This window comes from Novosphingobium sp. (genome assembly GCF_041905565.1).
Lineage (GTDB): Bacteria > Pseudomonadota > Alphaproteobacteria > Sphingomonadales > Sphingomonadaceae > Novosphingobium.
On sequence record NZ_JAYRKX010000009.1, the window covers coordinates 88,005 to 102,866 of the forward strand.

Consider the following 14,862-nt stretch of genomic DNA (forward strand, 5'->3'; position numbering starts at 1 on the left):
CTCGTTGATCAAGCGCTGCGCAGAATTGACAGACGCACCCCAAGCTACGACAGAATTGCAATTACTTGCAATGAGGGGCGGGCAGGCGTGTTCACCAAAATTCACGGGCACTATCAGGCGCATAAGATCACGCTTGCGGGTGTGGACGAGGATGCCTTTGCGCGTTCGTTGACCTCGGCCCGCGTCCAAATGAATCCTCATCAGGTTGAGGCCGCCCTTTTTGCGCTCAAGTCTCCCCTGTCGAAGGGCGTTCTGCTCGCGGATGAGGTGGGCCTCGGCAAGACCATCGAGGCGGGGCTAGTGCTCTCCCAGCGCTGGGCCGAGCACAAGCGTCGTATGATCCTGATTGTGCCAGCCTCGTTGCGGAAACAGTGGCAGCAGGAGCTGTACGAGAAGTTCTCGCTCCGGGCTGAGATCATCGAATCCGCGACGTACAATCTCATGCGCAAGGCAGGCCATGCGCGGCCGTTCGACGCCACCAAGGGCATCGTCATTTGCTCCTATGAGTTCGCGGCGCGTAAGGCCGACGAGCTGAGGTCGATCAAGTGGGACCTAGTCGTGTTCGACGAAGCCCACAGGCTGCGCAACGTCTTCAAGAAGGAGGGTTCGTCTCGCGCCAAGGAACTGAAGGCTGCCCTTCAAGACCATTTCAAAATCCTGCTGACCGCCACTCCGCTCCAGAACTCGCTGATGGAGCTGTATGGGATCGTCTCGGTGATCGACGACAGCCATTTCGGGGGTGAGAATGCCTTCCGCGCTCAATACGCATCCGGATCGCCTGCGGCGCTGGATGTGCTCCGAGACCGGCTCAAGCCGGTGTGTCAGCGGTCCTTGCGATCACAGGTTCAGGCGGCGGGGCACATCAGCTTTGTCCGCCGCAATGCCCAGACATTCCACTTCGATCCGTCCGATAGCGAACAACAACTCTACGAGGAGCTTTCGGCGTTCCTTCAGCGCAAGGATACCGTCTCGTACGGTGCCACGGCGAACCAGCTTGTCATCCTTCAAATCAGGAAAATCCTCGGCTCGTCCAGTTTCGCTGTTGCCCGTTATCTCGACACCTTGATCGAGCGATTGAAGGCAAGGAAAGCCGCTGCGCTCAACATGACCGACGATGTCGATGTCATGACGGAAATTGCCGAGGAGGCAGACGAAGACCTAGACGAAGACGGCATGGTGTCGATCACGCCCGAGTCTATTCAAGCCGAGATCGAGGAGCTGAAGGGCTATCTGGCGCTTGCCAATTCGATCAAGAAGAATGCCAAGGGCGAGGAGCTGCTGAAGCAGCTTCCCAAGGTCATGGACGAGATCGAAGCCAAGGGCGGCGCTCGCAAGGCTGTCATTTTCACCGAAAGCGTTCGCACCCAGCATTACCTCCGCAACCTGCTGGAAGACCATGGCTACGCAGGCCGCATCGTCCTGATGAACGGCTCCAATGCGGACGATCAGAGCCGCAAGACCTATGCTGAGTGGCTTGAACGGCACAAGGGCACGGACAAGGTCTCAGGGTCAAAAACAGCGGACATGAAGGCCGCTATCGTCGAAGCCTTCAAAGGTGACGACAAGACCATCTTGATCGCCACTGAGAGCGGCGCTGAGGGTATCAACCTTCAGTTCTGTTCGCTTCTGATCAACTTTGACCTTCCCTGGAACCCGCAGCGTGTGGAGCAGCGGATTGGCCGGTGCCATCGCTATGGCCAGAAGATCGATGTGACCGTGGTCAACATGCTCAATCTGAAGAACCAGGCCGAGCATCGCATTCACGAGCTTCTCAGCCAGAAGTTCCATCTGTTCGAAGGCGTATTTGGTGCCAGCGACAATGTGCTTGGTACCCTGATGAGCGGGGTGGATTTCGAAAAGGAAGTCCTCCGCATCGTGCAGGAGGGCCGCACGCCTGAGCAGATCGAGTTCGAGTTCGACGCCCTCAAATCAACCATTCAGGACAAGATTGACGCGGAGTTCGAAGCCGCCCGGAACAAGCTACTCGGCGAAATGGACTCCACCGTGATTGCCAAGCTCCAGGATCGCGGCAAGGACCTTGAACGCATCCTGCCCGAGTATGTGCAGCGCTTGCTCATGGTCGCACACGCCGAGCTGGAGAGCGCCAGCTTTGACGATCCCGGTGCCGAGACGTTCGAGTTCGAAGGCATGACCTACACGACCAAATGGCCGTTGGCGGACGAACAGGATTGGCAGTTCTTCCGCGTGAACGACGGCCTTGGCGCAGATATTGTCGAAAGCGCCAAGGAGCGTGATTTCTCGTCAGGCTCCCACTCCCTGCGGTTCAGGCCGGATGAGTATCCCTTTGCAGGTCAGGTTGGCGCTGTTCAGGACCTGAAGGGCAAGCAGGGGTGGATGCGCGTCTATAAGGCAATCATGCCCACTCCCGAGGCGCTTCGCGAAGAGCTGCTGATCGCCTGCCTTGCCGACGATGGCACGACATTGGACGGTGCTGTTGCCGACAAGATGTTCATGGTCCCTGCTGTCGATGAAGGCGAGATCATGAACATCCCGCCGGACTCGGCACTAACGGCGATTGAAGAAGCTCAGTTCACGGACTTTTCGGACCGCGTGCTCAAGGAAAACGAAGGCTGGATCGACGCGGAAAGCGAACGGCTGGATCGGTACGCCAAGGACCTTGAGATCGAGCTGGATGCCCAGATCGCGGACCTGGAGGACGAGGTAAAAGAGCTGCGCAAGCAGTCCCGCGCAGCCGGTCTGTCGATGGAAGAAAAGCTGGCGTTGAAACGCAAGATCAAGCGGCTCGAAGACGATGTAGACGAGATCAAATTGGCCAAGTTCACCAAGCGCAAGGAGGCCCGCCAGAAGGTCGAAGACATGTTGGATGACTTCGCGGCCCAGCTTAACCAGAAGCCGACCATCAAGCCGCTCGTGACCGTCCGCTGGGCGGTGGAATGAGCCGGTGCTGGAAGGCTTCGGCCTCTACCCGGTCTGCTTGCAGATCGATCTGGACAGCTACGAGGGCGATTGGCGGCATGTTGCCCGTTTCCGCAATCGCACCGGCTGGCTGCTGGTAGCCGAGGCCGAAATCTGGGTTGGCGACGAACACCAGGCCACCATGCCGCTGATCGTGGGGTGCGATGAATGGGACGAGCCGATTCCATCGTTCATCGCCGCCAACCTGCTTCGGTGCGCCAGTTCGTTGCCACTGCTTTGCGATGATTTCCCGCCCGCCGTTCTGGAACTGCTGATCGAGCGGGAACGGGGCGAGGTGCGCAAGCGCTGGCTGCGTGAGAGCAATGCCGCCATCGCCCGCATCCATGAGGCAGGCGAGCGCGCCATCCGCGGACTGGAGGATGGCGTCGATGCGCAGATGCGCGCCAGTGACCGGCTGATTGCCGACCTCAGCCGCAGGCGGCGTATGTTGCCGCTGGACCATCCGGGGCGCACTGCCTTTGCCGAGGCGATTGCCAATCAGGAGGACTGGCAGACTGGCATGATCAGCTGGCTTGCCGACCGGCGGCAGGAATTGCGCGATCACTACGATGCGCAGGAGCGGCAGGCATCGCGGGGCCTTCGCCCACGGCTGGAGGTGGAGCCGATCTATGTCGTGAACTGGCACCATGCCGAAGCCCCCGCCGACGAAGTGCTGGAGGCATGGGGCGATGCGATCCGGGCCACCCGGCCTTGGCCTCCTATCGGCCATGCCAAGTTGGATTTATCGGATGACCAGTTGGCCGTTCTGGCCACGATCTCAGGCATTCCGCGCCGGTTGGGTTCCAGACTCGCCCCTCCGCCCACCGCCTCCGCGCAGCCACCCGTTCCCGCCAATCGGCTGATCGTGGATTGGGTGGCCATGCGGGATAGCTTAGGAGTTACGGCTGCCCCAAATTCTGCGGGTGGACCGGAACTTTCGCCAGAGGCTGAACCCCTGCCTGCGCCTGCGGACAAGGAGGAAAGGGAGGCCGAACCGACGCAACTGCCCCTGCCTGAAATCGACGAGGACTTGGCTGCAAGGCGCGCCGCCTTGCTTGCACGGCAGGCGGCACTGGAGGCAAAAGGGCGCAAGTTCTTCCACGGATCGCGCAAGTTTCTGCTCAACCGCGAGGAGCGCAACGAGGTGGCGCGCCAGCTTGCGGCGTTGGATCGGCGCATGGGCGCGGCCAGCGGTGTTGTGCACGTTGGCAGTTCGGCTCCGCCTGCTGGACGGACCAAGCGCGATCTGGAGCGCGAACAGTTCGGGACAGGTGATGGGGCATCGGCCCGAGTGCGCGAACTGATGGCGTTCGACCATAAGGAGCGCGTGGCATGGGTGCTGAACCTGGAAGCCTTGCTGGAGCAGCACCGTCCCTACACCGGCGATTGGTTCAAGCTGAACGACATGCTGGCGGAGGCGCGGGCGGCGCTGCGAGGCGAAGGCGGTGATTGATGGCGGGCTGTGGACAATCATGCCCCTGCCCGAGGGTTTCGCGTTCGGGGGCAAGGCGATAGAGATGGCGGCATGACCAAGAAGACCAAGCTTGAACTGACCTGGCCCGGCAAGGAAGAACGCCCCCGGCTGGAGCCGCGCATCCTGATCGAAGACCCCGCGAAGAGCTATCACGCCAAGGTGCGGCGCGAAGATGACATCTTCGACAACATGCTGATCAAGGGGGATAACCTGCTCGCGCTGAAGGCGCTGGAGCAGGATTTTGCAGGCGAAGTGAAATGCGTCTTTATCGATCCGCCGTACAATACTGGATCGGCGTTCACGCACTACGACGATGGTTTGGAGCACTCATTATGGCTCAGCCTGATCCGAGATCGACTCGAAATTATTAAGCGGTTGTTGGCTGATGATGGTTCCTTGTGGATCACTATCGACGACAATGAAGCGCACTACTTGAAGATTTTGGGTGACGAGGTCTTTGGACGTAGCAACTTTGTCTCTAATGTCATCTGGCAGAAGAAATTTTCACCTCAAAATGATGCAAAGTGGATTAGTGCGAGTCACGATCATGTACTGTGCTTTGCAAAAGATAAGAGCAATTGGTTTCCCAACCCATTGCCGCGCTCGCAGGCAATGGACGATAGATATAAGAATCCAGACAATGATCCAAAAGGACCTTGGGCATCCACGGACATTACGCGAGCGGAGCATCGAGATCGTGACTATTGGGGACTCCTGACGCCAGCCGGAAAGGAGGTCTTCCCCGCACGAGGCAGAAGTTGGAGCCGTCCGAAGGCGAACATTGAGAAACTCAAGGAGGAGGGCCGCCTTTGGTTCGGCCCAAACGGAGACCGGATGCCCCGGCTCAAGAAATACCTCAGCGAAATGGATGGTGGACTTACGCCCCAATCCATCTGGCCCCACGACGAAGTCGGGCACAATCAGGAAGCAAAGAAAGAGATCATCGCACTTGATTTTGAGACTGTTTTCGACACCCCGAAACCAGAAAGATTGCTTCAGCGGATTCTCCATCTCGCCACACAACCGGGGGACCTTGTCCTCGACTCTTTCGCGGGTTCTGGAACAACCGGTGCGGTAGCCCACAAAATGAACCGCCGCTGGATCATGGTCGAAATCGGCGATCATGCCGACACCCACATCGTCCCTCGCCTGCAAAAGGTCATCGACGGTAACGACCAAGGTGGAATCAGCAAAGCTGTGGACTGGAAGGGCGGCGGCGGCTTCCGCTACTTCACCCTCGCCCCGTCGCTACTGGAGCAGGACCGTTACGGCAATTGGGTGATCGCCAAGGACTACAATCCGGCGATGCTAGCCGAAGCCATGTGTAAGCATATGGGTTTCACCTATGCGCCGACCTCCGACCCACAGGAGTATTGGCGGCACGGGGCCTCGACCGAGACCGACTTCATTTATGTCACCACGCAGGCGCTGACGCATGAGGCTTGCGCCAGGATTTCACACGACGTGGGGCCGGAACGCAGCCTGCTGATTTGCTGCAAGGCGTTCGATGCAGATGCCGATGCCTTCGAGAACCTGACGCTGGTGAAAATCCCGACCTCGATCCTCCAGAAGTGCGAGTGGGGTCGCGACGACTATTCGCTCAATATCCAGAACCTGCCCGAGGCTGACGACGCGGCGGAGGAAGCACAGGCGATGACCGAGGGCTTGCCCCTTTTCGCGGGGGAGGCGGGCGATGAGTGAAGGTCCCGCCGCGCTGGGCCACGAAGCCCGCATCCGCCGCCAGATTGCACAGCGGCTTTCGCTGCGCGCTCCGCAGGAGAACTCGCTTAACCTCCTTGGCCAGGTTTTGGCCCATATGGACTTCACCGCGCCCTGCGATGCGGCGGCGCTGCTGGCGACGGTCAAGGCGCAGCATCCCACCGTCACAGACTTCGAGCGCGAGTTTCCCTCGCTCTGCTTCGCCTTGGCAACGGGCGTCGGCAAGACCCGGCTGATGGGGGCGTTCATCGCCTACATGTACCTGTCAGGCCGGTCGAGGAACTTCTTCGTCCTTGCCCCTAACACCACGATCTATGACAAGCTGATCGCCGATTTCTCCCGGCAGTCGTCGCCCAAGTACGTCTTCCGGGGCATCGCGCAGTTTGCCCAGACGCCCCCGATCATCGTTACCGGCGACACCTGGCAGGAAGGGCGCGGCATCCGTGGCTCGGACCTGTTTGGGGCCGAAGCGATCATCAACATTTTCAACGTGGACAAGATCAACAAGGACAAGGGCAAGATCAGGAGCTTCCGGGAAACCCTGGGCGATAGCTACTTCGATTACCTGTCCAAGCTGCCCGATCTCGTCATGCTGATGGACGAGGCGCACCGCTATCGTGGATCGGCAGGCTACAAGGCGATTACCGAGCTTGATCCCAAGCTGGGGCTGGAACTGACGGCAACGCCCAAGACGGTCGGCGCGAACCCCAAGGACTTCAAAAACGTCATCTATCATTACGGCCTGGGCAACGCGATGGCCGATGGCTTCGTGAAGGAGCCGGCAGTCGCCACCCGCGCCGACTTCCGCGCCGGGGATTACGACAAGGACAGCCTTGAAGGCATCATGCTGGAGGACGGCGTCCACTATCACGAATACGTGAAGACGGAGCTGGAACTCTATGCCCGCGAAACCGGACGCAGGCGTGTGTTCCCGTTCATGCTGGTGGTGGCGCAGGATACCGCCCACGCCAAGCAGTTGCGCGAACGCATCGAGAGCGCTGACTTCTTCGGTGGCTCCTACAAGGGGCGCGTGATCGAGGTTCACTCGAACACCGGGCGCGAGGAAAGCGACGAGGCGATGGCCCGTCTGGTCCGGCTGGAGGAAGCCGGGGACACCGACATCGTCATCCACGTCAACAAGCTGAAAGAAGGCTGGGACGTAACCAACCTCTACACCATCGTTCCCCTGCGCGCTTCGGCATCGGACATTCTGACCGAGCAGACCCTGGGGCGCGGCCTGCGCTTGCCCTATGGCGAGCGGACCGGGAACGAAGCCGTCGATACCCTGACGGTCATCGCCCATGATCGCTTCGACGAGGTGATCAGGAAGGCGCGGGAAGCGGACTCGCTGGTCCAGGTGAAGGAATACCGGATCGGCGAAGGCGGCGATATCTCCACCGAGCCGCAGGTCGTCTATACTGTGCCGACCGCCTTCGAAGCCGCGCTCACCGGGGCCGAGCTGCCCGAAAGCGAAAACAAGGTTAGTGGAGGCGGGGCTCAGCCCTTCGTCTTCGACACGCCCGAGGACAGGAAGATCGCCCAGCTCACCATCGAGCTGATCCGCGACAAGTACGAGCGCGAGCTGAAGGGGGGCCACAAGGAGCTGAAAAGCCCCGAGGTGCAGCAGCGCATCGCCGCAGACGTGAAGCGGCTTTCGGTCGAGCGGCAGGGCGAGCTGGAAGGCATCGTCGCGCAGCCGGACGTTGAAAAGCTGGTGGCGGTCGTCACCGCCAGCATTGCCGAAAACAGCATCGAGATTCCCGAGATCGTTGTCCTGCCGAGCCGCGAGGTGAACTTCTGGTTCGAGGACTTCGACCTTGCAGGCGTGGGCGACATTCGCCTTCAGCCGATTTCCGACCGCTTGCTCGTCCGCAATCTGCGGGATCAGACCCAGCGCGAGCTGGCGCGGGCGCTGGAAGGCCCGAAGGAAGTCCGCGTCGATAACTACATCGTCAAATACCTGATGGACTATCCGCAGGTCGATTACGACAGCCAGGCTGACCTGCTCTACAAGTTGGCCGGGCAGATGATCGACCACCTGCGTACCTACCTCCAGACCGAAGAGGACGTGGAGAACGTCGCGCTGGCGCACGGCAAGGCATTGGCCCAGCGCATTTTCGGGCAGATGCGGGATCACTACCGCCAGACCCCCGCCGAGTACCGCGCCAGCAAGGTTCGTTCGTTCCGCACGCTGGAGCCGCAGAACATCAGCTATTCGCCGTCGCGGTCGCTGTTGCTGACGGAAGCTGCCACGCCGCTATCGGCCACGGCCAGCTTCACCTTCCGGGGCGGCAAGAAAAGCCCTTACCAGTTCCACAAGTTCCATTCCGATCCAGAACGGCGCTTTGCCGTCATGATCGACAGCGACTTCGAAAAGGACGTGCAGCGCTGGCTCAAGCCCGCCCGCAACCAGTTCCGGATCGAGTATCAGCCGGGCAAGCCCTACGAGCCGGACTTCGTGATCGAGACCACGGCGGAAAAGCTGATCGTCGAGATCAAGGCCGAGAACCAGATGCGGGACCCGACTGTCCAGGAGAAGGCCCGCGCTGCCGCCGAGTGGGTCAAGCACGCCAACGAGTTCGCCGCCGAAGGGGATGGCAAGCCGTGGCGCTATGCACTCATCCCGGACGCTGATGTGACGGAGAGCGCAACGCTTGCCGGTTTGCTCGCTCGACATGCAGGTTAGGGGGCTGCTGGATTACGGATGAATGGCGCGGGGGCCGCTGGTGAATGGCGAAGCTGCTGCGGGTGGAAAGGTTGTGCCCCAACCCCGGTTTTCATGCTGTAGCCGTCTGAAATCAGGCTTTTCTCGTGCAATTGCTTGCAAGCGCTGCGCCGTCTCCCCCATCCGCGTTTTTGAACAGACTTTGTCGGGTGGTGCCCGCAGTTTTCGAGTCTGTGCAGCATCTTAGCTGCGTGAGTTTTTCCGACTAAACGGTAGACGAAACATCCTGCCTAATCGCCGAAGAAGAGATCGGGCTGGGCATCAAGGGCAGCCCGGACTTCCGGGGCCAATCGGCTATGTGGAACGCGGAGAAGGGTGTCGGTAATATCCTCCTCGGTGCCGTCCCGGCGGATGCTTCGGGCGACCACACCATGCCGGATCAAAAGGCTGGCCCCCACGTCCCAGGTCCGATGGCAATCCTCGGGTCGTCCCTCGGAACACATGATGGCCAAGGGTTCACGGGAAGCCGCCGCGAGTACCCTGTCGAGTGCGGCGATGTAGCTGGGGTGATCGGCTGCAATATCAGCTCTGCCGCCCAGAATGTCGCCGTATTGCCGGTAAAGAATGCCGCTCCGCTCCGCCCAGCGCTCAATCTGATTGGCGTTGAATGGCTGGTTCCGGGACCACGGCGATGACCGGACATCCCAAAGCTGCGTAATCCCCCGCCGCTCCAGTTCGCGAAGGAACTCGGGCAGGGTCCGCGTCGAATAGCCAATTGTGTAAATCATAATGTCTCCAGTGGTTTATCCCACCGGATTCTAACTTTTGGACGAGTCTCGGGACAGTCCAGAATGGCGGATTTCTGCCGTTTTCAGCCAGCCCGAAGAGTAGTTCCTGCCCCGCACTTCCCTTGCGACGTGCACCGGGCTATCACCACCGCGCTCCCGAGACACGCGGGGGCGGGGCGTGGAAACCCCGGAATGGAACACCCGGTCACGATTTCGTGGCCGGTTGGCTGTCGCGTATGTCCAAGGCTCTGCCCAAAGGCGGCAGCGCCTGTGAGTTCCTCCAGGTTTCCAACAACCGGCTCGTGTGCCGGCGCCCCGTGGAAAGATGCCATGGAGGGCGAAATCGGCGGGACGACTGCCACAACGGAATACAGAGCGTCACCCTTCGGCCCCGCCGAGGTGGTGGCGAAGGTGGCCGATGCGGCATTCGGCAGGCCGCTGGTCACGAACGTGCTGCGCGCCCAACTGGTGGAAGCGATGATTGCGCTGGTGCTGGAACCCGTATGGCACTGGTGTGGCGCCGATTATGCCCCCTGCGATTTCGAACGAGCGGATGGCCTGCGGCTGGAGGTGAAGCAATCGGCGGCACGGCAGTCGTGGAGCACCGGCAAGCCCAGCAAGGCGATATTCGACGTTGCCGCCCGAACAGGCCGGAACGAGGCCCATGGCTGGGTCGCGGAATACGGCAGGGCCGCGCATCTCTATGTGTTTGCGCATCACCCCACTTTCGATGACACCGCCGACCATCGCGATCCGGCACAGTGGCTTTTCTATGTCGTGCCGACCACCGCCCTGCCGGACGTGAAACAGATCGCGCTGGGCACTATCAGGACGATGGCCGAGGCTGTGCCAATTTCCATGCTGGCCGAGACGGTCGCCGCCGCCGCCAGCACGATCTCCAATCCGAGGACCGCATGAAGACAATCCGCCAAGACGCAATCGGCAAGAACACCCTGAGGCTGGTAGATACCGGCGAGGGCATCGTCGGCCTTCTGATCGCTGGCGGCAAACAGCTTGGCCGGATTGACGGAAACGACGCCGCCGAGGTCTGGGCGCAGCTTCGAGCTGCCGTGGGCAAAGCCAGCGATGCCTACTTCGGCTTCGATGGTGCCCGCGCACGGTTCCTCCAGTTCTTTCCGGATGGGTTCCGGTCCCCGGCCTTCGAGGGTGACGAGCGCGGGAGCTATGGTGAGCGGGGCTACAAGCTCCGCGCCAAGTCCAAGCTGGACGCCGCCGCTCCGCTCGATCAGGCGTTGACCGGCACCGGGTATGGCGAAGCCGTCCTATCGGCTTATCGGGCCACCAACCTGCTTTCGCCGTTCGAGAAGACCCGCCTTGATCCGGTGCTACGTGGTCCGGACGCTGACGGGTTCATTCAGGCGGCAGCGGCTTTCGCCATGGGTGATATGGCCCCGGCACTGGATAGGATGGAGCGCATCCTCGCCAAGCACAACAACGCCAAGTGGACGGTGGTGACGTATCTGCCGTTCCTCTGGCGACCGGATGAGCACATGTTCCTCAAGCCAGTGGTGACGCAGGACTTTGCCGAGCGGGTCGGGCATCCGTTCGTGCATGACTACACCCCTGCGCTCGAACCAGAGGTGTACGCGAGCCTGCTGGACCTGATGGCCGTGACCAAGGCCGAGCTGGCCGACCTCCAGCCCCGCGATAACATCGACTTGCAGAGCTTCGTCTGGACGGTGGGTGAGTACAAGGACGGGGACGAGGTTCTGGTCGACCCAGCAAACCCGCACTGATCACAGAAATTGGCCCTGTTAGAAGTTTTCCATTCGAACATTGAGGAGATCGTTCGCAAAGGCCCGGACGATAAGAGCTTCAAGCTTTCCAATCAGCGCTTCGGGGACCGAATAGGCACTGACATATTGGGCAAGAAAGTGCAGAGGCACCTCTTCCTTGGCAATCTTCCTGCGCATCTCCTCGGCACCTTTGAAGGGCGTGCGTGTCGTAGGATGAGAAACACGCTTGATCGACTGAACTTCGCCCCGGTGCCGATTGAACGCATTGTTCATCTCTTGCCACAGGGACAATCTATGAGCCTTGCCTGCGTATAGTGCTCGACCCCGGCTATCTTGGAAAACATAAATGCCGTGGGCATTTTCAAGGGCTGTACGAAGACTCGCTCGAAACGGGTGCGGTTGTCCATCGTCATCAGCAGCCGAGAAGATTTGCCAGCTCTTTCCCTGCTTGGTGAGTGTCGCCGTGATCGGCAGGAACTCGACAATAGGTACGATTGATTGTTCGGCGAGGTCGTCCGCCGCTCTCTTGGCGGCTTTCTCCATCAGATTTGCGACCTGCTTCGGCGTCAGGTCTTTGCCACGGTATCCTTGCAATGCAGGCTGGGTAACGCCTAACTCCTTGGCCAGCACTGAATCGGAGATGGTCTTAGTGCCCCTTCGCTGCATTATGCGTCGGGAAACTTCCTGCAAGAGATCGTCGCCGTTCATTGGATACCCCCGGTAATTCGGCCAGATTGTCGAGCAGACGAGCTGCCGACGGTTGCGGTATAGCCAAATAGTCAGAACGCTAAACGCTTTAGGAGCAGGCTCACGTTGCTTGGGTGCCATTGTCCGCCATTCGGGGTGGGTGTGCCTGCGGCTGATAAGTGCGCGGCGTATTCGCGCAGGCTGGCGCATCCCGCATCACGGGCAGCGATGAACGCGGGACGGACGGTTTCCGCGTAACGGTCGGCCTCTTCCCGCTTCCTGGCCCCGAGCACTACACCGTAAGTGCCGAGCTTGACCCCACGGGCCTTGGCGGCTGCCAGTGCTGCCTTAGTCCGTTCGGAAATCTGTTCGCGCTCCCACTCTGCCACGGCGGACAGGACATGGATCATGAGCCGATTTGCGAACGGGGCATCGACCGCGACGAACTCGGTGCCGGTTTCCATCAAGGCCGACACGAACGCGACGTTGCGTGCCAGTCGGTCTAGCTTGGCAATCAGCAAGGTCGCCTTGGCTCTGCGGCAATGGACGAGAGCAGCGTTTAGCTGGGGCCGGTCCTTGAGCTTGCCGCTCTCGGCCTCGACGTAGATTTCAATGATCTCTCGGCCTTGGCGGGCCGCATATTGCTCGATGGCTGCCCGCTGGGCCTCAAGGCCAAGTCCGGATGCAGCTTGCCGATCCGTACTGACCCTGATGTACCCAATGAACATGCGGTGTCCATGAAAGAGGGAGGTATTTGTTGTACACCTTGCCTCTAGGAGTGCCTTCTGGACACCAAAAAGCGCACAAAGTGGCGCTTTAGGCGATTTTTTCCGTGGCGATCAGCGCGACGGCAATGTCGGACACCTTTGCCGCGCCGTAGGAGATCACCTCCTCCAGATATTCCTTCAAGGTCTTCGGATCATGGCGGCAGGAAATTACGTAACCGATGATGGTCCGCCTGATCTTTTCCAGATCGTCTGTCGATTTCATGTCGCTGATCATCATGCCGACTTTGAGCATCGCTACGCCGGAACGGTTGGCATCAATGCGTTGCACCAACTTGCCGGATTTCATCGCGTACCATTGGCCGCAGTAGTGGAACACGCCCGGGAGCGATGTTTCCTGCTTGCGGCGAGCAAGGCCGTCCAACACGTCCATACCGAAGTTGTCAGCAACGGCATATTCGACGGCGGCATAAACAAGCGCCGCGACCGATGCGTCTTCGAGGATGATGATCAGGTTGTCGCCCCATGCAGCCGCATGAACGCCGGGGGCGGCGCTCTCGGCAGCAACGAGGATATTCTTGATCACCAATTCGGACGCATAGATTGCGAGCGCCGCGCCCGTAAGGATGCCCCTACATGACGGCCCTGCATCGACGAATGGGGAAGCATGATCCCCAGAGGAAGGGACTAGTACGGTAGAACCGCCCTTCGGCTCTTTGACAAGGTGTACTGCACGTTCTTTCGTGTCCATCAGTACGGCCTTCAAGACGTGCCCTGGCAGGGGCACATCGCGCATGACAGAGGATCGCCTGATCGTGTCATGACAACTCGGAATATCGGTGGTGATGACCATGGCGCTCGTGGGCAGGTGCTGTTCGAGCCATGCGTTCAGGTGCTCGAAGCCACGGGTCATGAACTGGTTGGGATGAAGCTCGGCCAAGACCTTCGCCACATCGTAGGCGATCCGGTCCCGTGCCTTCTCCCGCAGGTCCAGAATGGGGAAGTACCGCTTGCGGTGGTTATGGCGTTCCTTGGGCCGAAGGAAAACGGGTTCTTCACTCGCGTTCCACATATCCAGCGCCAGCCCGGCTTCGACGATCTCGCCATAAGGGACGACCTGGTCCTTCAGCGGTTTCGGAGCCAGCCGACGCCACGCGTCATACGCGCCTGCGATCCGCACTGACTTGCTGGCGAAGTACCGCCGCGAAAGGTTCTTGGCCTTCCGGGGATTGGTCTTCGCCAAAGCCTGAAGCCGAGACAGCTTCTGCTGCCTGCGCTTGCAGCAACGCTTGATGATGGCCTCGGCCTTGCCGTTCGGCGCAATGATAGGTCCGCTGGCCGCATCGCCAGCTTGTTCATTCTTCGACATAACAAATTTTCCCGGGCTCAGCCTCCCTCGGCGAGAAGCCTTGCAATCAAGTGCAATCGCTCCTGTGGAAGTGAAAAGGGCGTTGCCCTCTAACCACACGACCGGCTGGCCGGCCTTAAAGCGATGGCCGTTGCCCATCACCGTTGCTGGTGTCCCATGTTGTGAATGGTTCCGGCAACATGGTGATGGGCTCAGCTCAACTTTGCCTTAGTTATTCGGTTCCGTTTCGAGGAAAGCCGCAATCTCATCCGGACGGAGCTTGCCAAGAACGCACTCAACATCGCCGGCCAGAAGCTCGCGAACCTTGTCCCGGAGTTGATCGACCGGGAGGCGCCGCCTGAAGCTATGGAACCGGCGCTTGGAGTGACGTAGCACAGGTTCAATATCTTCGACCCAATAGTCGAGGTCGGAACTGAACCGGCAAAGGTCAATGTACGGGATGTCTTCGTCGTTCGCCGCCTCCGGATGCAACAGGCACCAGGCTTCGACCACCCTGCCCAGCTTAACCTTGCTGTTGTCTTCGTCGAGGTAGTGACGGGCGAGTCGCCGAGCCCGCACGGGATCGCCTTCAGAGGCTGAAGCAAGCTGCCGCTGAAACTGCTTTTGCTCTGCTTGGTACTGCTTGCTCACCAGTTCAAAGCCATCGGGAGTCCGGGCACGGGTAGCGGGGGCGGTCTTCTGAATGCTCAGCGTCGTCATAAAATCCTCCATGATTGTGTGCGCAAGGCAGGGCCTTGCAAT

Annotated in this window: 11 protein-coding genes; 6 read left to right on the plus strand and 5 right to left on the minus strand. The window is 60.1% G+C overall.

Features of this window, described 5'->3' with window-relative positions:
• Nucleotides 1-87 precede the first annotated feature (87 nt).
• The 4 genes from ACE3N9_RS09245 to ACE3N9_RS09260 all read left to right on the plus strand — a co-directional run bounded on the left by ACE3N9_RS09245 (nt 88) and on the right by ACE3N9_RS09260 (nt 8,816).
• Nucleotides 88-2,919, plus strand: coding sequence for an SNF2-related protein (locus tag ACE3N9_RS09245; RefSeq protein ID WP_374283106.1), 2,832 nt, complete (start codon nt 88-90; stop codon nt 2,917-2,919).
• A gap of 4 nt (nt 2,920-2,923) precedes the next feature.
• Nucleotides 2,924-4,390, plus strand: coding sequence for a hypothetical protein (locus ACE3N9_RS09250; RefSeq protein ID WP_374283108.1), 1,467 nt, complete (start codon nt 2,924-2,926; stop codon nt 4,388-4,390).
• A gap of 72 nt (nt 4,391-4,462) precedes the next feature.
• A complete protein-coding gene (locus ACE3N9_RS09255) occupies nt 4,463-6,112 on the plus strand; it encodes a site-specific DNA-methyltransferase (RefSeq protein WP_374283110.1) in 1,650 nt (549 codons plus the stop codon).
• On the plus strand, nt 6,105-8,816 hold the full coding sequence (locus ACE3N9_RS09260; RefSeq protein ID WP_374283111.1) for a DEAD/DEAH box helicase: 2,712 nt from the start codon (nt 6,105-6,107) through the stop codon (nt 8,814-8,816). Before ACE3N9_RS09255 ends, ACE3N9_RS09260 begins: the two co-directional genes overlap by 8 nt.
• Nucleotides 8,817-9,085: 269 nt before the next feature.
• Here ACE3N9_RS09260 and ACE3N9_RS09265 read toward each other — a convergent pair whose 3' ends face one another.
• Nucleotides 9,086-9,583 (minus strand): DUF488 family protein, encoded by a 498-nt coding sequence (locus ACE3N9_RS09265; protein ID WP_374283113.1) that lies wholly within the window; start codon nt 9,581-9,583, stop codon nt 9,086-9,088.
• Between the two features lie 330 nt (nt 9,584-9,913).
• Between ACE3N9_RS09265 and ACE3N9_RS09270 the strand changes: the two genes are divergently transcribed.
• A complete protein-coding gene (locus tag ACE3N9_RS09270) occupies nt 9,914-10,501 on the plus strand; it encodes a hypothetical protein (RefSeq protein ID WP_374283115.1) in 588 nt (195 codons plus the stop codon).
• Nucleotides 10,498-11,340, plus strand: coding sequence for a hypothetical protein (locus ACE3N9_RS09275; protein ID WP_374283117.1), 843 nt, complete (start codon nt 10,498-10,500; stop codon nt 11,338-11,340). The genes ACE3N9_RS09270 and ACE3N9_RS09275 overlap by 4 nt, the downstream gene beginning before the upstream one ends.
• Nucleotides 11,341-11,358: 18 nt before the next feature.
• Here the strand turns inward: ACE3N9_RS09275 and ACE3N9_RS09280 are convergent, their stop codons facing one another.
• The 4 genes from ACE3N9_RS09280 to ACE3N9_RS09295 all read right to left on the minus strand — a co-directional run bounded on the left by ACE3N9_RS09280 (nt 11,359) and on the right by ACE3N9_RS09295 (nt 14,832).
• Nucleotides 11,359-12,048 carry a hypothetical protein gene (locus ACE3N9_RS09280; RefSeq protein WP_374283120.1) on the minus strand — a complete coding sequence of 230 codons (690 nt, stop codon included), beginning with the start codon at nt 12,046-12,048 and terminating at the stop codon, nt 11,359-11,361.
• Between the two features lie 71 nt (nt 12,049-12,119).
• On the minus strand, nt 12,120-12,755 hold the full coding sequence (locus ACE3N9_RS09285) for a recombinase family protein (RefSeq protein WP_374283122.1): 636 nt from the start codon (nt 12,753-12,755) through the stop codon (nt 12,120-12,122).
• 88 nt (nt 12,756-12,843) lie between these two features.
• Complete coding sequence (locus tag ACE3N9_RS09290; RefSeq protein ID WP_374283124.1) at nt 12,844-14,121, minus strand: hypothetical protein; 1,278 nt, start codon at nt 14,119-14,121, stop codon at nt 12,844-12,846.
• Nucleotides 14,122-14,328: 207 nt separating this feature from the next.
• On the minus strand, nt 14,329-14,832 hold the full coding sequence (locus ACE3N9_RS09295) for a hypothetical protein (protein ID WP_374283126.1): 504 nt from the start codon (nt 14,830-14,832) through the stop codon (nt 14,329-14,331).
• Nucleotides 14,833-14,862 lie beyond the last annotated feature (30 nt).